Genomic DNA, 17839 nt, shown 5'->3' with positions numbered 1-17839 from the left:
AAGGATGAGTGAACATATTTGATGGAAGAAAAAGAAAAAGTCATATTAGTAGGCTGTCAATTGCCACAAGATGATGATGAAAAATTTATGCATTCCATGAAAGAGCTTGCATCACTAGCGAAGACTGCACGAGCAGAATTGTTAGTGTCAACAACGCAAAAACGACCAAAGTTTCATCCGGCAACTTACATAGGTAAAGGGAAATTAGAAGAGCTTACAATGTTAACTGAAGAGTTAGAGCCGGATGTTATTGTATTTAATAATGAATTAACGCCGAGTCAAATTCGGAATTTATCCTCAGTATTAGATGCGAGAGTAATTGATCGAACGCAACTAATACTGGATATTTTTGCGCAACGTGCGAAGTCGAGGGAAGGTAAGCTTCAAGTAGAATTAGCTCAGTTGCAATATACAATGCCGCGTCTTATGGGGCAAGGATTGTCCTTATCGCGTCTTGGTGGTGGTATTGGAACAAGAGGACCGGGTGAGACGAAATTAGAGACGGATCGTCGTCATATTCGATCGCGTATTGATGAAATAAAGAAACAACTTGCAGTTGTTGTGGAACATCGAAAAAGATATCGTGAGAGAAGAAAAGATAATAAAGTATTTCAAGTGTCATTAATAGGGTATACAAATGCAGGGAAATCGACACTGTTTAATAGATTAACGGAAGCTGATACGTTTGAAGAAAACCTTCTGTTTGCAACATTAGACCCAACGACAAGGAAGATGCCGTTACCTTCTGGTTATACAGTATTACTAACTGATACTGTTGGTTTTATACAAGGTTTACCTACTTCATTAATCGCTGCTTTTCGTTCAACACTGGAAGAAGCGGGGGAAGCAGATGTCATTTTACATGTAGTTGATTCCGCGGATCCTAACTACATAGGGCATGAAAAAACAGTAAAAAGATTATTATCAGAACTTGAAATTAACCATATTCCTGTTATTACGTTATATAATAAAAAAGATGAATTACATCAAAACTTTATTCCGTTTCCGAAAAGTGATTTCTTAATGACTAGTGCTTTTGAAAAAAGTGATTTATTGCGTATAAAAGAAGCGATAGAAACGAAGATGAAGAAAGAAATGGATCGTTATCGAGTGGAAATCCCTCCGAGTGAAGGTAAGTTGTTAACGCTTTTAAAGACGGAAACTCTATTAGCAAAGATGGAGTTTCTAGAAGATAAATTTGTATATGATTGTGCAGGGTATATTTTTACTCATTCGTCGCTTAATGTGCAATTAAAGAGATTTTTAGTGGAAGAAGGAGAAAATAAAAATGTTTGATCGTTTGAAAAATGGAGAAAAAATTGCTCCAATCGTAAAAGAAGTAGAGAGTCAGATTACAGAAGTACATAAACGTGCGGATGAAGTAATTGAAAGCAATCAGTTTCGTGTATTAGAAAGTTTTCGTAAACATAAAATTAGTGACTCGCATTTTATCCCGACAACAGGTTATGGTTATGATGATATTGGCCGTGATACGTTAGAAAAAGTGTATGCTGATGTATTTGGGGCGGAAGCTGGACTTGTTCGTCCGCAAATTATTTCAGGTACTCACGCTATCTCTACAGCGTTATTTGGTATTTTACGCCCGGGAGATGAGTTATTGTATATCACTGGGAAACCGTATGATACGTTAGAGGAAATTGTTGGTGTGCGTGGGAAAGGTGTAGGTTCATTTAAAGAATATAATATCGGTTACAATGCAGTTCCGCTAACTGAAGCTGGGCTTGTTGATTTTGAGGCTGTTGCAGCAGCGATTCATAATAATACGAAAATGATCGGTATTCAGCGCTCGAAAGGTTATGCTACTCGTCCATCGTTTACTATTTCTCAAATTAAAGAGATGATCGCGTTTGTTAAAGAAATTAAACCTGATGTTGTTGTGTTTGTAGATAACTGTTATGGCGAGTTTATTGAAGAGCAAGAGCCATGTCATGTTGGTGCAGATTTAATGGCGGGTTCGCTTATTAAAAACCCGGGCGGCGGAATTGTTAAAACTGGTGGTTATATTGTCGGGAAAGAACAGTATGTTGAAGCGTGTGCATATCGTTTAACATCTCCGGGAATTGGCGCGGAAGCTGGAGCGTCTTTATACAGTCTGCAAGAAATGTATCAAGGGTTCTTCTTAGCGCCACATGTTGCAGGACAAGCGCTGAAAGGTGCAATTTTTACAGCTGCGTTTTTAGAAAAGTTAGGAATGAACACGTCACCAGCGTGGAATGCACCAAGAACAGACTTAATTCAATCTGTTCAATTTGACGATAAAGACCGTATGATTGCCTTCTGCCAAGCGATTCAATATGCATCTCCAATTAATTCGCATTTTACTCCGTATGCAAACTATATGCCAGGCTATGAAGATGATGTAATTATGGCTGCGGGAACATTTATTCAAGGTGCAAGTATTGAATTGTCTGCTGATGGTCCAATTCGTCCGCCTTATGTTGCTTACGTCCAAGGTGGGTTAACTTATTCACATGTGAAGATTGCGATTTGTTCTGCAATTGATGCATTAATTGAAAAAGAATTATTAACAATTTCTTAAGGGGAAGCTGTCGATTTCGGCAGCTTTTTTCGTATAAAAGTAATGATTTATGCGATTAGAAAAAGAATGAAAAAATTCATAAAAAAAATTATAAAAAATCATGTAAGAAAAGCTAACATCTATTGACACTAAACATAACATAGTATAAAATGAGAAGCAGTTAAGGCGAAGGAGGAACTGAAAAATGAAAGAAGATAGACGTTCTGCCCCGCTGTTTCCTATTGGTATTGTTATGGATTTAACACAATTGTCTGCACGTCAAATTCGCTACTATGAAGAGCATAATCTTGTTTCTCCAACCCGTACAAAGGGGAATCGTAGATTATTTTCATTTAACGATGTAGATAAGTTGTTAGAAATTAAAGATTTGTTAGATCAAGGCTTGAATATGGCTGGTATTAAACAAGTGTTACTAATGAAAGAAAATCAAACAGAAGCAGTGAAAGTAAAAGAAGAAACGAAAGAAATTTCAAAAACTGAGCTTCGCAAAATACTTCGAGATGAACTACAACATACAGGTAGATTCAATCGAACTTCATTGCGACAAGGTGACATTTCAAGATTTTTTCACTAAAGATAACTGATTCTGAAGGCGATTAGAGGGACTAAGGAGGAATTTATAATGTCTAGATACACAAAAGAAGATATTTTCCGTTTGGCGAAAGAAGAGAATGTAAAGTATATCCGTTTACAATTTACGGACCTTTTAGGGGTAATTAAAAACGTAGAGATTCCAGTGAGACAATTAACGAAAGCTCTTGATAACAAAATGATGTTTGATGGATCTTCGATTGAAGGTTTCGTACGTATTGAAGAATCTGATATGTATTTATATCCTGATTTAGACACTTGGGTAATTTTCCCTTGGACAGCTGAAAAAGGTAAAGTAGCTCGACTAATCTGTGATATTTACAATGCAGATGGCACTCCATTTGATGGAGACCCACGTAACAACTTAAAACGTGTGTTAAAAGAAATGGAAGCTTTAGGATTTTCAGACTTCAATCTTGGACCAGAGCCAGAATTCTTCCTATTTAAGGTTGATGAAAAAGGAAATCCAACATTAGAACTAAACGATAACGGTGGATACTTCGACCTTGCGCCGATGGATCTAGGGGAAAACTGTCGTCGTGATATCGTTCTTGAACTTGAAGAAATGGGATTTGAAATTGAAGCATCTCACCATGAGGTTGCTCCAGGGCAGCACGAAATTGACTTTAAATATGCAAATGCAATTCGCTCATGTGATGACATTCAAACATTCAAACTTGTTGTAAAAACAATTGCTCGTAAACATGGTTTACACGCAACGTTTATGCCAAAACCACTATACGGTGTGAACGGTTCAGGTATGCACTGTAACTTATCATTATTTAAAAATGGTGAGAACGTATTCTTTGATGCAAACGGTGACTTACAATTAAGTGATGATGCTCGTCACTTCATCGCAGGTATTTTAAAACATGCACCAGCATTTACAGCGATAGCAAACCCAACTGTAAACTCATACAAACGTCTAGTGCCTGGATATGAAGCGCCTTGTTACGTAGCATGGTCTGCACAAAACCGTAGTCCGTTAGTACGTATCCCTGCATCTCGTGGTATTAGTACACGCGTAGAAGTACGTAGTGTTGACCCAGCTGCAAACCCATATTTAGTAATGGCTACATTATTAGCTGCAGGTCTTGATGGAATTAAAAACAAATTAACTCCACCAGCAGCAGTAGATCGTAACATCTATGTAATGACAAAAGAAGAGCGCGAAGAAGCAGGTATCGTTGACTTACCAGCAACATTAGCGCAAGCATTAGTTACATTACAATCTAATGAAGTAGTATGCGGTGCACTAGGAGAACACTTACTTGAGCACTTCATCGAAGCGAAAGAGATTGAGTGGGATATATTTAGAACACAAGTTCACCAATGGGAACGCGATCAATATATGTCTCTATACTAAGAGGCTTGAACCCTTGATACAACTCGTATCAAGGGTTTTTTAATTCCCAATTATTACACTTTTATGTGGTTGCAAAATGAAAAAAGCCACATAAAAGCCACGAATTAATAACAAGTAGTGATATCATAGAAAAACATTATCAGATAAACGTAAGTTTTATATAATTTGTGAAATGAAAAAGCCTTGATACTACGGTATCAGGGCTTTTTTAGTGAAGTTATTGGATATATTAACTACTAGGCAATGGATTATTTTTGGTTATTTTGAATCATGTTACTAAGAAAATCTTTTCAAAAGAATTGATTTTATCTTTTTTTAAATCACTTGTGCTATAACTTAATAATTCTTTACTGCTTGTACAACGCGACCAATGATTTTTACGTCCTCATCTGCAAGGCTGTAAGTTTGTGGCTTGTGAATCGAATCATTACTCAATGATATTAACGTAATGCTGCTTAGTTATAACATAGTCTTATTCAGGATTTCGTTAGTTCATTTTCTAAATTTTGGAAATAAATATAGCTTAGTACCTTGCAATAAACAATACCGAGTGGTATATTATGGATAAGATAGGTACTGTGCATTGAACAGTACTAAGATAGGAAAGGAGGATGGCACTTGAACGTTCAGTTTAAAAAAGGTGTGCTTGAACTTTGTGTATTAGCACTTGTAAAACGTAAAGATAGTTACGGTTATGAACTTGTTCAGCAAATTTCTAATAAATTTTTAATATCGGAAGGGTCAGTATACCCTTTATTACGTCGTTTGACGAAAGAAGGGTATTTTCAAACGTATTTAAAGGAATCTACGGAAGGGCCACCTCGTAAATATTATCAATTAACAGAGCAAGGGGAGACGCAATTTCATTTGTTAGTAACAGAATGGTGTGATTTTGCGAAAGGGGTACAAGAAATTATTGAAGGGGTGGAATGGGATGAGTAAAGAAGGGTTTCTTAAAGAATTATCAAGTTATCTTAGAAAGTTACCAGAGGAAGAGAGGCAAGATATTTTATTGGATTATGAAGAGCACTTTCAGTTTGGACTAGAAGAGGGGAAAACTGAATCAGAAATAATACAAGGCCTTGGTTCTCCGAAAGTAATAGCGAAAGAATTACTTGCGATGTATCGCTTCGATGAAATGAAAAAAAATCCATCGACTTCAAATGTGACAAGAGCTGTTATGGCAGCGATTGGACTTAGTTTGTTTAATTTTATTATTGTGTTAGGACCGTTAGTCGCAATTATTGCTTTTATATTTTCTTTTTGGATCGGTGGTATTGCTAGTGTAGTAACACCATTTTTCGTTATTGGAAAAGTATTTATGGGTACTTTTATATGGTTGGATCTTTTCGTTAGTATAACGTTTGTTGGAGTAGGTTTATTGTTATGTATTATCGCTTTTTATAGTACAAAGTGGTTTAAGAGATTGTGTGTACGATATGTAATATGGAACTTCAAAATGATAAAAGGAGAGTAAATGATGAAAAAACTATTTTTAATCGCTATTGCTTGTATCATTATTGGAGTAATAGGAATTTCCCAAACATATGAAAAAGCAGTACAAACTGCTAAAAAAGGCGATAAAGAAAATGTAATTAAAAACGAAACATTAAAAAATATAGAAGTTAAGTTAGATGCCGGGGATATTATTGTCCAAAAATCTCCTGACTCTTCTTTTTATATCAAGCAATCAGGAGATGTACGTAAACAAGAGATTCGTATCGCAGAAGATGGTGACACATTAAAAGTTATTGGGGAAAGAGAAAAAGGTGCTTCATTTGATTTTTCTTTTTACGATTTTAGGTTTCAAACGTCTAAATTGACTCTCCTTGTGCCCGAACGCTCTTACCAAGATGTAAAAGTAAATTCATCTGCTGGACAAATCGAGATGAGTGATGTGAAAAGTGATAGCGTAAGTGTTAGAACACTTGCTGGAGAAGTAGAGTTGAAACAAATAACGGCTAAGAATGTGGAGGGATCGACAAAAGCTGGTGAGGTGAATTTTAAGAAGGTATTAGGGAAAGTGACCGCAAAAACAACAAGTGGGGAAATAAATATTCAAGATCATGATTCTAAGTATAATCTAGAAGCAAGTTCAACTGCGGGAGATATAGATATTACTTTATCGGAAAAACCACAAGATGCGGTAATTACTGGGCAAAGTGCTGCCGGAGATGTAACGATTTTTAATGAAGAAAATAAAAACGTAACAATTGGAAATGGTAGTAAAAAGATTAGTGGTAAAACGGCTGCTGGAGATGTGACGATTAAAACTCGTTAATAAGAAATAGAATGCATGGAAATCTATCAAAATACAAAAAAGAAGATAATTACCGTATATAAATAAGGTAATTATCTTCTTTTTATTATTTTTTAATGTAAATCACGATATACGCCAATTACTTTCCCGATAACTGACACTTGTTTTAAAATGATAGGTTCTAATGAAGAATTTTCTGGTTGTAAACGGAAATGGTCTTTTTCTTTATAGAAACGTTTAACAGTTGCTTCATTATCTTCTGTTAAAGCGACTACAATTTCACCATTATATGCAGACTGTTGTTGGCGAACAACAACTAAATCTCCATCGAAAATACCAGCTTCAATCATACTATCTCCAGAAATACGTAACATGAACACTTGGTCTGCTCCAGCAACAATACTAGCTGGAAGTGGGAAATGTTCCTCTACGCTTTCGACCGCTGTAATTGGTAAACCAGCAGTAACTTTTCCGACAATTGGAACTTGAATAACAGATTGTGTTTCCGTATCCATTCGGTCTTCACCTAAAATTTCAATGGCACGTGGTTTTGTTGGATCGCGTCGAATGTATCCTTTTTCTTCTAATCGTGATAAATGTCCGTGCACTGTAGAACTAGAAGCGAGGCCGACTGCTTGACCAATTTCACGTACGGAAGGTGGATATCCTTTTTCTTGTACTTTTAGCTTAATAAAGTCGAGAATGTCTTGCTGGCGTTTCGTTAACTTTTCCATTTTTTCTAACACCTCGTTTTCTTTCATTTTTCTTATTAATAAGTATAACATGTGAAAAAACATTCTACAAACATAAGTTCGAACAAATGGCGGATTTATGTTACACTATAGGGAAATAATAGGGAGAAAGAGGGGTTCAAAATGAATGCAATTATTTATGCACGTGTGAGTACAACGAAAGAAGCACAAGAAACATCATTATTACGTCAAAAAGATGAATTATTGCATTTAGCTGAGCGCTATCAAATGAATGTTACTAAGGTGATTGAAGAGCAGGCTAGTGGATATACAATTGAACGTGACGGTATATTAGAGGTGTTGGATACAATTCGAGACGAACAAATTGATGTGTTACTTATACAAGATGAAACGCGTCTTGGTAGAGGAAATGCGAAGATCGCGTTAATGCATTGTTTACATAAAGAAGGCATAAAAGTATATACGCATACACATAACGGTGAATTACAATTGTCGGATTCTGATTCGATGGTATTAGATATTATTGGTATTGTTGAAGAATATCAAAGAAAGATTCATAATATGAAAATTAAACGAGGTATGCAACGTGCAGTAGAAAAAGGTTATCGTCCAGAAAAAAATTTAAAAAATCGTCATTTAAGTGTAGGAAGAGAGAAAAAAGAAGTGCCAATTGAGGAAATTGTACGTTTGCGAAAAAGTGAACTCACGTTTGAAGAAATTGCAGCAACATTACGTGGATTTGGTCATAATGTTTCAAAGGCGACTGTACATCGTAGATATGTAGAGTATACGAAGCAATTGCTTGATAAAGAAGAGTAACTATTGTATGATAATAATCAGTTTTGATTAGAAGGGGGATTCGAGATGATTAATCACGAACTCGTTGAACGCATTAACTTCTTAGCGAAAAAAGCAAAAGCTGAAGGTTTAACTGAAGAAGAGCAACGTGAGCGTCAATCGCTACGTGAACAATATTTAAAAGGATTTCGTCAAAATATGTTAAACGAACTTAAAGGTATTAAAGTTGTTAACGAAGAAGGTACAGATGTTACACCGACGAAATTAAAAGCTTTAAAAAAGCAAGATAATGCAAAATTAAATTAAAAGATGGGCGAAGCCCATCTTTTTTATTTGTAAAAATCGTTATTTAATAACTTTCCAGTTGTTATTAACTGTTGCTTCTATCGTTTTATGTTCCAATATATAATTAGCGATAAGTTCAGACATATCTGTGGGTATATCTTTTACTACTGGTTTGTTTTGAAACATAAAGAAATTTCCCCCGCCACTTGCACGATAATTATTCATTACAACGTCATATTCTTCATTCATATTAAGAGGAGCACTGTTATGCTGTAAAGATTCTACTCTTTCACCAATTGGTTTTGAAATGTTTAATACGTATGAAATCCCTTCCCACATATCATAATTATAATGTTGTGGCTTTGGTTCTATGTAGGTAGGACTTATGGTGATTGATCCATCTGTTTTTAATGTGAAATAAGAAGCAGAGAGTTCAAGAGCATTTTTTATATCTGCTCCAGTTATTTTAATTACTTTTAATGTGTTTGGATAAATATAATTAGAAACGATATCACGCATTGTTACATGTTCCGGGAAACCTGGAGATGTATTATGGAACAAACTTGTACAAGAAATTGATACATTAGCTATATTCATCTGTATTTTATTTATGAATTCTATAAAAGGATGATCATGCAAACGAGTTTGCATAGCATCTGAAATTTGCATGTCCCCTTGAATGATTCCAATAGGTTGATCAAGCCACTTTTGTGTTTTCTTTTCGTAATCGGCTACCAATGAAAGTACATCTTGGTCCGCCTCAAATCCTTGTACAGATAATAATTCAGAAGAACTCTCTTTTTTCACCCATTTATGTTTCGTTTTTTCGAATGTTACTTTTACTTTTCCAACTGAGTGTCCATTGCATCCGGTCTGTAAAATTGTTACACCGTTAGCCATTGTGTGAGAAATTTCCCGGTGTTGGTGGCCTGTTAATAAGATATCTATGCCTTCAATTTCATGGCACATTGCATATCCTTGGTTTTCTCCTGTTAACACTTCAGTCGGTACCCCGGTTTGTAAATCTCGTTCAACTCCCCCGTGATACGCTACGACTAGTAAATCTGGTTTCTCATGTTCGCGAATATAAGAAACCCATTCTTTTGTAGTCTTTAATGCATCTTCAAATAGTAAATCTTTAATGTGATGGGACTGTTCCCAATTTGGTATGTAATGTGTTGTTACCCCATGCCCATCAACTTAAGGATAGAAACTCTACGGTTTTCCATTAATTGAAATGAACAAACTTTTAAACAGTATAATCCTCTTAAAAATGAGCATACGAAATAAACCCTAACGGGTTTCATTTTTTTCTTATGCAGCTTTCTTTTGTTTTCTCAATCCATTATACTCATAGACAACACCCATAATATCAAAGATAGTTTTCTTCTCATATCGATGGGATTTCCGGCCATTTTTCTTTAGTAGGGTAAACAGGCGGATTAAAACCTTTGTTATTATACGGGTGTTTCTCTGTATCGCTTGATATAACAGGGATAGATGATCTTGAATCATCCCAATTGCTTTATATTCGCTTAGTTCTCTTTTGTGCTTTTGCAACAGAAGTTGGCGCATCTTAAACATCGTGGAAGAACATATAAAAATGGCAATGAGTTTTCCATACACATGGCATTCTAATCGCTCTTGTTTGATAGTTTGCCAATGATGAATTTGAAATAGAGATTTCCACGTTTTAAATATGATTTCGATCTGCCAGCGGAGGGAGTAAAAATCATGGATTTGTTCCATCGGAACCACTTCCCAAGGCGTATTCGTAACATATATGTTGATACCCGTTAATCGTTTACTCTTTTCTGAAAATGTAATCCCCTTTTTACTTTCGGTATAGCTTTGTTTTTTTCTACGTTCCAGTATTTGTTCCTCTGTTAATCGGTAGATAATTACTCTTGTAAATAATCTTTGATTCTTGCCAATATACGACTCTTTTATTTCATACGTTTGTCCTGGTTTTAACGTGTGCATAATGTTCTCTAAATCAACTTGGATATACTGTGACTGTTTTTTGATTGTCCCATTTCGAAAGTATTCTGGAAATGGATTTTTCGTATAGACGGTATGGTTTAACTTAAGTCTTGATATATAGCACACGCCACGTTGATCCATTTGATCTAAGTCTTCCAATGAAAAATATCCTAAATCACGAATACACAGATCACCCGGCCGTAAGGTATCTAAGCAATCTGTTCCAAATGTTTTATCATTATTTTTTCCAGGACCTACCTGGAAGTTTAAAAACTGTCCGCTGTGTAAGTCATATTCTAATTGAATCTTGATACCTGCAGTTTGTGCACAACCACCTGACCCAGGATATACATGTGCTAAATGTTTCGGTACTTGGAAAATCGTCGCATCTAAAATACGGATTCGTTGAAAATACGTGAGTGCTGCACTTGAAATGGCTGATGTTTTACAAAGTTTACTTTTCCATAATGCAGAAAAAATATATTTCAAAAATTCAACCGCTTTTTTATCAAAGCGTTTATTGAGTCCTTCTGGACTCATAAGAGTGCCTGTGGCGGCGTGTAATTGACTGCATAGTCGAACGAGAGAATCACTCGCTGTACGTTGACTGACCCAGATACATATGGTAGCTAATTCATTTCCTGAAAACTTTCGTTTTCTTTTTACAAAACCTAATTCTTTAGCGAGTTCTTCCAAAAGAGAAGGGGTTAAATGACGATACAGCTCTTCAGAAAATAGTTGTAATTCATCTTGAATTGAAAGATTCATAAAAAATGTCATCCTTTCTAGCTAGCTTTTTAGAAAGAATAACGTTTTTTGACACTTGGGGGTAGTGCAAATTCTTAAGTTGATGGGCATGTGTTGTTACCCCTAAAATAGCAATTTTTATATTGGATTCAATCTGTTTGATTATATAAGGTTTTCCGAAATAAGGTTTCTTTATGTTTTTATCTAAAATGTTTGCTGATAGGTACGGGAAGTTCGCAGTAGTCACAGCATTATTTAATATATCCATCCCGTAATTAAATTCATGATTGCCGATAATTGCAGCGTCATACTGTAAGTAATTCGCTAATAAGGACATTGGGTTTTTTTTGTTTTTTTCGTATGTAACATAATGATAAGTAAATGGTGTTCCTTGAATAAAGTCGCCATTATCAATTAAAAGAACGTTTGTATTTTGGGAACGTTCTTTTTTTATAAGAGTAGAAATTTTAGCTAAACCAAGTTCTGCTGGGGAGTTATCTTGGTAGTGAATAGGATAAACAGTGCCATGTATATCGCTTGTTAATAAGATGTTTAAAGTTACAGTTTGATTTTGTTCCAATATGACTCACCTTTTCTATTGTTATCTTCCAATTCATCATATCAAATATGTGAAGAGAATTTTAATGTGAGTGTATAGAATGTGTAAAGATTCTGTAAATAATCAATTATTTGTAAAAATATGTGATATATTTCTTCATGTTTATGAAAGGTTATTTTATAACAATGAAAAATGGAGGCATTAATATGTTGAAAAAAGTTTTTGCAATGAGCACAACAGTTGTACTAGCAGCGGGATTATTAAGTGGCTGTGGAACGAAGGAATCAAGCGCAAGTAAAAATGAAGATACGAAAAAAGGGTATGTACCGAAGACTTTAAATGTTCAATTTGTTCCTTCTCAAAATGCAGATACGTTAGAGGCGAAGGCAAAACCGCTTGAGAAGCTATTAAGTGATAAGTTAAATATTCCAGTAAAAGTTAGTATTTCAACGAACTACAATACAATTGTAGAAGCGATGGCATCTAAACAAGTAGATGTAGGATTTTTACCGCCGACAGCGTACGTATTAGCACATGAAAAGAAGGCTGCAAATGTAATTTTACAAGCACAACGTTTTGGAGTAGAGAATGAAACAGGAGCCCCTACAAAAGATTTAGTAGATTATTATAAATCTGAGTTTGTTGTTAAGAAAGATTCAAATATTAATAGTGTAAAAGATTTAAAAGGTAAAAAAATTGGCTATCAAGATGTAACGTCATCAGCGGGATATGTGTGGCCTGCAGCTGTTCTATTAAAAGAGGGAATTGATCCGTTAAAAGATGTGAAACCTGTTACATTAAAAGGTCACGATCAGTCGCTTATTGCTCTTTTAAATGGTGACGTAGATGCGGCTGTTGTATTCCAAGATGCTCGTAATATTGTAAAAAAAGATTATCCGAATATATTTGATCAAACGAAAATAGTGAAATTTACTGAGAAAATTCCGAACGATACAATTTCTGTACGATCTGATTTAGATGCAGAATGGAGCAAGAAATTACAAGATGCTTTCATTGAAATTGGAAAGAATGAGGAAGGCCGTAAAATCATTAAAGAAGTATATTCACATGAAGGATATGTTAAATCTGATGATAGTAAATTTGATATCGTTCGTGAATATGGGAAGAAAGTAAAAACGCAATAATACATATGGAAATGGCAGCTAGCTGAAAGGGGATGTTTTCAGTTAGTTTGCCGTTTTGAATACATAGAAGGTAGGTAAGATGTGTGATAGAGTTTCGAAATGTCTCCAAAGTGTATCCAAACGGTACAAAAGGATTGAATAATATAAACTTGAAAATTCAAAAAGGTGAGTTTGTTGTAATGGTAGGGCTGTCTGGAGCTGGAAAATCTACACTTCTCAGATCCGTAAATCGTCTTCATGAGATTACCGAAGGAGAAATCATTATTGAAGGTGAGTCTATTACTGCTGCGAAAGGAAAAGGATTAAGGCGTATGCGCCGGGATATCGGTATGATCTTCCAAAGTTTTAACCTTGTAAAGCGATCAACAGTATTAAAAAATGTATTAGCTGGTCGTGTTGGATATCATTCCACATTACGTACAACGTTAGGTTTGTTTCCGAAAGAAGATGTGGAGCTCGCATTTCAAGCGTTAAAAAGAGTGAATATTTTAGAAAAAGCATATGCACGTGCTGATGAATTATCAGGAGGACAACAGCAACGTGTATCAATAGCTAGAGCATTGGCACAAGAAGCAAAAATCATATTGGCAGATGAGCCTGTTGCATCGTTAGATCCACTTACGACAAAGCAAGTATTAAATGATTTGAAAAAAATCAATGAAGATTTTGGAATTACAACAATTGTGAATTTGCATTCTATTGATTTAGCTAGGCAATATGCGACACGTATTATTGGATTACATGCAGGAGAAATTGTTTTTGATGGTTCAGTAGAAGAGGCGACAGATGAAAAATTTGCTGAAATTTATGGAGATGTAGCACAGAAAAATGAATTGTTAGAGGTGGCAGTTAAATGAGTGACGTAACGATATATTCGAAATCGATACCGAAGCCGCCGAGTAAGTTGAAACATATGTTAACGTTTATTTTAGTTATTTTAATGCTGTGGAGTAGTAGTGTACAAGTAGATGCATCATTTTCAAAACTGGTAGACGGTTTTCCCAATATGGTAGATCTATTGAAAGAGATGGTGCCACCTGATTGGAGTTATTTTCAAGTTATTACAACAGCGATGTTAGATACAATACGTATGGCCATTATTGGGACGACCTTAGGAGCGATTTTAGCTATTCCACTTGCACTGTTTGCAGCAAGTAATGTGTTTACTAACACATTTTTATACAGTCTAGCTCGAATGATTTTAAATTTGATACGAACGATACCAGATTTATTATTAGCGGCAATTTTCGTAGCGATTTTTGGAATTGGGCCACTTCCAGGTATTTTGGCTCTTACTTTTTTTTCAATTGGACTTGTAGCGAAATTGTTGTATGAGTCAATTGAATCAATTGATCCAGGTCCGTTAGAGGCGATGACAGCGGTAGGAGCTAATAAGGTGCAATGGATTGTTTATGGGGTAATTCCGCAAGTGAAAGCACATTTTGTCTCCTATGTTCTTTATACATTTGAGGTGAACGTACGTGCAGCAGCTGTTTTAGGTTTAGTAGGAGCAGGTGGTATTGGACTATATTATGATCGTACACTTGGATTTTTACAATATAAACAAACTGCTTCTATAATTATTTATACCCTTATTGTTGTTTTGTTAATTGACTACATTAGTACATTGTTACGGGAGAAACTATAATGAATAGAACGACGATGATTGTGCCAAAACCGAAGAAACCGAGTATATATCGCTGGATTATTTTAATAGCACTTACAGTTGTATATGTATGGGCCTTTTCAGGAGTACCATTAGAAGGGATAAAGGACACAGCAGGTGAAATCACGAAAGCAATTATGACAGGGATATTAAATCCAGACTGGTCGTATGTATCTTTGCCAGATGGTGAAGATTTATTACATGGATTAATTGATACGTTGGCAATTGCGATATTAGGTACATTTATTTCTGCATTTTTATCTGTTCCGTTTGCCTTTTGGGCGGCAACGAATATGAGTATTGGAAAATTAACTTCAGGATCTGGGAAATTTGTGCTTAGTTTTGTTCGTACGTTTCCTGAATTAGTTATGGCTCTTTTATTTATAAAAGCTGTTGGTCCAGGCTCTTTTGCAGGAGTATTAGCCTTAGGATTACATTCTATTGGAATGTTAGGAAAACTATATTCAGAAGGAATTGAAAACATAGATAAAGGACCGACGGAAGCGTTACTAGCAACAGGAGCAAACCGTTTTCAAATACTTTGGTATGCGGTGTTACCACAAGTGTTACCAGATTTTCTATCGTATACGTTATACAGATTTGAAATTAATGTACGATCCGCTGCGATTTTAGGGGTTATCGGAGCAGGAGGGATTGGTACACCTTTAATTTTTGCGCTGAGTTCACGGAATTGGTCTCGTGTTGGGATTATTTTATTAGGTATTATTTTAATGGTAATTATAATTGATTTGATTTCAAGCTCGATTCGGAAACGGATTGTTTAACTTATTTGAAAAGCATCGAAGTTAGATGCTTTTTGTGTTTTTAAAAACGTATTAAAAAAAGTAAGTATAGAAGAAATTTGTATAAATATACAGATAATTCCCTTTCTTTTTAAAATAAAAATAATGAAAAAGTATGTCATATTGAATGCCCATACATTCCCGGGAACATTGATTTTTTTATAAAAAACCAAAAAAATATCAACATATTTGTCGATACATGTTGTATAATCTTGCGTGGGAAGCTATCATATAAATGTATAAAACGTTTACTAATATAAGCGAAGGGAAGAATAGCATGTCACATTCAATCGAACAACTTTCTATCAACACGATTCGCACATTATCCATCGATGCGATTGAAAAAGCAAACTCTGGTCACCCAGGAATGCCAATGGGTGCAGCACCAATGGCTTATACATTATGGACTCAATTTATGAAACACAATCCAAATAACCCAACGTGGTTTAACCGTGATCGTTTCGTATTATCTGCAGGTCATGGTTCAATGTTATTATACAGCCTACTTCACCTATCTGGTTATGATGTAACAATGGATGACTTAAAGAACTTCCGTCAATGGGGAAGCAAAACTCCAGGACATCCTGAGTACGGTCATACAGCTGGTGTAGATGCAACGACTGGTCCACTTGGACAAGGTATTGCAACTGCTGTAGGTATGGCAATGGCTGAAAGACATTTAGCTGCTAAATATAACCGTGATGCGTATAGTGTAGTAGATCATTATACATACGCTATTTGTGGTGATGGAGATTTAATGGAGGGCGTTTCTGCTGAAGCATCTTCATTAGCTGCTCATTTACAATTAGGTCGTCTTGTTGTGCTTTATGATTCAAACGATATTTCATTAGATGGCGATTTAAATCGTTCATTCTCTGAAAGTGTAGAAGATCGTTACAAAGCATACGGATGGCAAGTAATCCGTGTTGAGGATGGAAACGATATTGAAGCAATCGCGAAAGCAATTGAAGAAGCGAAAGCTGACGAAAAACGCCCAACGCTAATTGAAGTAAGAACGACAATTGGTTTCGGTTCTCCAAACAAATCAGGAAAATCAGCTTCACATGGTTCTCCACTTGGTGTAGAAGAAACGAAATTAACGAAAGAAGCATATGCTTGGACTGCTGAGCAAGACTTCCACGTAGCAGAAGAAGTATATGACAACTTCCGTAAAACAGTACAAGATGTTGGTGAAACTGCGCAAGCTGAGTGGAACACGATGCTAGGTGAATATGCACAAGCATACCCAGAATTAGCAAACGAATTCCAAGCAGCAATGAACGGTCAACTTCCAGAAGGTTGGGAGCAAAACCTACCAACTTATGAATTAGGATCAAAAGCAGCAACTCGTAATTCTTCTGGTGCTGTAATTAATGCAATTGCAGAGTCTGTACCATCATTCTTCGGTGGATCTGCTGACCTTGCTGGTTCTAACAAAACATACATGAATAACGAAAAAGACTTTACAAGAGATGATTACAGCGGTAAAAACATTTGGTACGGTGTACGTGAGTTCGCAATGGGTGCAGCAATGAACGGTATTGCACTACATGGTGGTTTAAAAACTTACGGTGGTACGTTCTTCGTATTCTCTGATTACTTACGTCCAGCAATTCGCCTTGCAGCATTAATGCAATTGCCAGTAACGTATGTATTCACACATGACAGTATCGCTGTTGGTGAAGATGGTCCAACACATGAACCAATCGAGCAATTAGCAGCGCTTCGTGCAATGCCAAACGTTTCTGTTATCCGTCCTGCTGATGGTAACGAATCTGTTGCAGCTTGGAGACTTGCTTTAGAATCTACAAACAAACCAACTGCTTTAGTATTAACTCGTCAAGACCTTCCAACATTAGAAGGTGCAAAAGATGATACGTATGAAAAAGTAGCAAAAGGTGCATATGTAGTTTCTGCAAGCAAGAAAGAAACGGCTGATGTAATCTTACTTGCAACTGGATCTGAAGTAAGCCTAGCTGTTGAAGCTCAAAAAGCATTAGCAGTAGACGGCGTTGACGCAGCGGTTGTCAGCATGCCATCTATGGATCGCTTCGAAGCTCAAACTGCAGAGTACAAAGAATCTGTATTACCAAAAGCAGTAACAAAACGTTTCGCAATCGAAATGGGTGCTACATTCGGATGGCACCGTTACGTAGGTCTTGAAGGAGATGTGTTAGGTATCGATACATTCGGTGCTTCTGCTCCTGGTGAGAAGATTATGGAAGAGTATGGATTTACTGTAGAGAACGTTGTTCGTAAAGTAAAAGAAATGCTTTAATGATTTCAGAAAAATCTCTCCGGCATGGAGAGGTTTTTCTATGTAAATGAGTTTTTTCGACAGAAAAAGTTTTTTATCTCTCCGC

16 protein-coding genes and 3 pseudogenes are annotated in these 17839 nt (G+C 35.9%); 14 read left to right on the top strand and 5 right to left on the bottom strand.

Translation table 11 applies throughout. The features are described 5' to 3' along the window. Window positions 1-21: 21 nt before the first annotated feature. From hflX to glnA, 4 genes are all read left to right on the top strand, one after another. A complete protein-coding gene (gene hflX, locus ACXKY9_RS17945) occupies window positions 22-1296 on the top strand; it encodes a GTPase HflX (protein WP_000391403.1) in 1275 nt (424 codons plus the stop codon). Next, a complete protein-coding gene (locus ACXKY9_RS17940; protein ID WP_000460289.1) occupies window positions 1289-2560 on the top strand; it encodes a methionine gamma-lyase family protein in 1272 nt (423 codons plus the stop codon). Before hflX ends, ACXKY9_RS17940 begins: the two co-directional genes overlap by 8 nt. Before the next feature lie 184 nt (window positions 2561-2744). Beyond that, on the top strand, window positions 2745-3134 hold the full coding sequence (glnR, locus tag ACXKY9_RS17935; RefSeq protein ID WP_000656783.1) for a transcriptional repressor GlnR: 390 nt from the start codon (window positions 2745-2747) through the stop codon (window positions 3132-3134). A 48-nt stretch (window positions 3135-3182) separates the two neighbouring features. Then, window positions 3183-4517 (top strand): type I glutamate--ammonia ligase, encoded by a 1335-nt coding sequence (glnA, locus tag ACXKY9_RS17930; RefSeq protein ID WP_000092763.1) that lies wholly within the window; start codon window positions 3183-3185, stop codon window positions 4515-4517. Window positions 4518-4853: 336 nt separating this feature from the next. On the opposite strand, the pseudogene ACXKY9_RS17925 reads toward glnA, so the two are convergent. Beyond that, a pseudogene (locus tag ACXKY9_RS17925) lies at window positions 4854-4973 on the bottom strand (LexA family protein); the annotation flags it as partial. A gap of 162 nt (window positions 4974-5135) precedes the next feature. Here ACXKY9_RS17925 and ACXKY9_RS17920 point away from each other — a divergent pair. The 3 genes from ACXKY9_RS17920 to ACXKY9_RS17910 are packed head-to-tail and all read left to right on the top strand — an operon-like array spanning window position 5136 to window position 6798. After that, window positions 5136-5459: a PadR family transcriptional regulator gene (locus ACXKY9_RS17920; RefSeq protein ID WP_001102627.1), complete on the top strand. Its 324-nt coding sequence runs from the start codon at window positions 5136-5138 to the stop codon at window positions 5457-5459. Further along, window positions 5452-5994 carry a DUF1700 domain-containing protein gene (locus ACXKY9_RS17915; RefSeq protein ID WP_000031383.1) on the top strand — a complete coding sequence of 181 codons (543 nt, stop codon included), beginning with the start codon at window positions 5452-5454 and terminating at the stop codon, window positions 5992-5994. The genes ACXKY9_RS17920 and ACXKY9_RS17915 overlap by 8 nt, the downstream gene beginning before the upstream one ends. Then, on the top strand, window positions 5995-6798 hold the full coding sequence (locus ACXKY9_RS17910; RefSeq protein ID WP_000976240.1) for a DUF4097 family beta strand repeat-containing protein: 804 nt from the start codon (window positions 5995-5997) through the stop codon (window positions 6796-6798). Window positions 6799-6890: 92 nt separating this feature from the next. On the opposite strand, the gene lexA is transcribed toward ACXKY9_RS17910, so the two are convergent. Continuing rightward, the gene (lexA, locus tag ACXKY9_RS17905; protein ID WP_000413738.1) at window positions 6891-7511 is read right to left on the bottom strand and encodes a transcriptional repressor LexA; all 621 of its coding nucleotides are present in this window, start codon (window positions 7509-7511) and stop codon (window positions 6891-6893) included. Window positions 7512-7652: 141 nt separating this feature from the next. Between lexA and ACXKY9_RS17900 the strand changes: the two genes are divergently transcribed. Together ACXKY9_RS17900 and ACXKY9_RS17895 are read left to right on the top strand one after the other, a co-directional pair. Then, window positions 7653-8309, top strand: coding sequence for a YneB family resolvase-like protein (locus ACXKY9_RS17900; RefSeq protein WP_000991472.1), 657 nt, complete (start codon window positions 7653-7655; stop codon window positions 8307-8309). 45 nt (window positions 8310-8354) lie between these two features. Continuing rightward, window positions 8355-8594 carry a DUF896 domain-containing protein gene (locus tag ACXKY9_RS17895; protein WP_000607015.1) on the top strand — a complete coding sequence of 80 codons (240 nt, stop codon included), beginning with the start codon at window positions 8355-8357 and terminating at the stop codon, window positions 8592-8594. 39 nt (window positions 8595-8633) lie between these two features. On the opposite strand, the pseudogene ACXKY9_RS17890 reads toward ACXKY9_RS17895, so the two are convergent. From ACXKY9_RS17890 to ACXKY9_RS17880, 3 genes and pseudogenes are all read right to left on the bottom strand, one after another. Continuing rightward, window positions 8634-9761, bottom strand: a pseudogene (locus ACXKY9_RS17890) (bifunctional metallophosphatase/5'-nucleotidase); the annotation flags it as partial. 126 nt (window positions 9762-9887) lie between these two features. Then, on the bottom strand, window positions 9888-11324 hold the full coding sequence (locus ACXKY9_RS17885; RefSeq protein WP_001053969.1) for an IS4-like element IS231C family transposase: 1437 nt from the start codon (window positions 11322-11324) through the stop codon (window positions 9888-9890). Between the two features lie 61 nt (window positions 11325-11385). Continuing rightward, window positions 11386-11883 (bottom strand): annotated as a pseudogene (locus ACXKY9_RS17880) (metallophosphoesterase); the annotation flags it as partial. Window positions 11884-12068: 185 nt separating this feature from the next. On the opposite strand from ACXKY9_RS17880, the gene ACXKY9_RS17875 reads away from it, so the two are divergent. The 5 genes from ACXKY9_RS17875 to tkt all read left to right on the top strand — a co-directional run bounded on the left by ACXKY9_RS17875 (window position 12069) and on the right by tkt (window position 17754). Beyond that, complete coding sequence (locus ACXKY9_RS17875; RefSeq protein WP_000915068.1) at window positions 12069-13007, top strand: phosphate/phosphite/phosphonate ABC transporter substrate-binding protein; 939 nt, start codon at window positions 12069-12071, stop codon at window positions 13005-13007. A gap of 83 nt (window positions 13008-13090) precedes the next feature. Beyond that, the gene (gene phnC / locus ACXKY9_RS17870) at window positions 13091-13864 is read left to right on the top strand and encodes a phosphonate ABC transporter ATP-binding protein (protein WP_000569247.1); all 774 of its coding nucleotides are present in this window, start codon (window positions 13091-13093) and stop codon (window positions 13862-13864) included. Next, window positions 13861-14655 carry a phosphonate ABC transporter, permease protein PhnE gene (gene phnE, locus ACXKY9_RS17865; RefSeq protein WP_001286376.1) on the top strand — a complete coding sequence of 265 codons (795 nt, stop codon included), beginning with the start codon at window positions 13861-13863 and terminating at the stop codon, window positions 14653-14655. The genes phnC and phnE (ACXKY9_RS17865) overlap by 4 nt, the downstream gene beginning before the upstream one ends. Continuing rightward, on the top strand, window positions 14655-15458 hold the full coding sequence (phnE, locus tag ACXKY9_RS17860; protein WP_001082387.1) for a phosphonate ABC transporter, permease protein PhnE: 804 nt from the start codon (window positions 14655-14657) through the stop codon (window positions 15456-15458). The genes phnE (ACXKY9_RS17865) and phnE (ACXKY9_RS17860) overlap by 1 nt, the downstream gene beginning before the upstream one ends. A gap of 295 nt (window positions 15459-15753) precedes the next feature. Then, window positions 15754-17754 (top strand): transketolase, encoded by a 2001-nt coding sequence (gene tkt, locus ACXKY9_RS17855; protein ID WP_000019782.1) that lies wholly within the window; start codon window positions 15754-15756, stop codon window positions 17752-17754. Window positions 17755-17839 lie beyond the last annotated feature (85 nt).

It is taken from the genome of Bacillus sp. 2175, assembly GCF_057812155.1.
This window is presented reverse-complemented; position numbering and strand designations above follow the sequence as displayed.

What these genes read in the sequence shown, in the direction of transcription:
- lexA (WP_000413738.1), bottom strand. Translation starts at nt 7,511, where the DNA reads ATGGAAAAGTTAACGAAACGCCAGCAAGACATTCTCGACTTTATTAAG.
- ACXKY9_RS17910 (WP_000976240.1), top strand. Translation starts at nt 5,995, where the DNA reads ATGATGAAAAAACTATTTTTAATCGCTATTGCTTGTATCATTATTGGA.
- tkt (WP_000019782.1), top strand. Translation starts at nt 15,754, where the DNA reads ATGTCACATTCAATCGAACAACTTTCTATCAACACGATTCGCACATTA.
- ACXKY9_RS17915 (WP_000031383.1), top strand. Translation starts at nt 5,452, where the DNA reads ATGAGTAAAGAAGGGTTTCTTAAAGAATTATCAAGTTATCTTAGAAAG.
- phnE (WP_001082387.1), top strand. Translation starts at nt 14,655, where the DNA reads ATGAATAGAACGACGATGATTGTGCCAAAACCGAAGAAACCGAGTATA.
- glnA (WP_000092763.1), top strand. Translation starts at nt 3,183, where the DNA reads ATGTCTAGATACACAAAAGAAGATATTTTCCGTTTGGCGAAAGAAGAG.
- ACXKY9_RS17900 (WP_000991472.1), top strand. Translation starts at nt 7,653, where the DNA reads ATGAATGCAATTATTTATGCACGTGTGAGTACAACGAAAGAAGCACAA.
- ACXKY9_RS17940 (WP_000460289.1), top strand. Translation starts at nt 1,289, where the DNA reads ATGTTTGATCGTTTGAAAAATGGAGAAAAAATTGCTCCAATCGTAAAA.
- ACXKY9_RS17885 (WP_001053969.1), bottom strand. Translation starts at nt 11,324, where the DNA reads ATGAATCTTTCAATTCAAGATGAATTACAACTATTTTCTGAAGAGCTG.
- ACXKY9_RS17875 (WP_000915068.1), top strand. Translation starts at nt 12,069, where the DNA reads ATGTTGAAAAAAGTTTTTGCAATGAGCACAACAGTTGTACTAGCAGCG.
- hflX (WP_000391403.1), top strand. Translation starts at nt 22, where the DNA reads ATGGAAGAAAAAGAAAAAGTCATATTAGTAGGCTGTCAATTGCCACAA.
- ACXKY9_RS17895 (WP_000607015.1), top strand. Translation starts at nt 8,355, where the DNA reads ATGATTAATCACGAACTCGTTGAACGCATTAACTTCTTAGCGAAAAAA.
- phnE (WP_001286376.1), top strand. Translation starts at nt 13,861, where the DNA reads ATGAGTGACGTAACGATATATTCGAAATCGATACCGAAGCCGCCGAGT.
- glnR (WP_000656783.1), top strand. Translation starts at nt 2,745, where the DNA reads ATGAAAGAAGATAGACGTTCTGCCCCGCTGTTTCCTATTGGTATTGTT.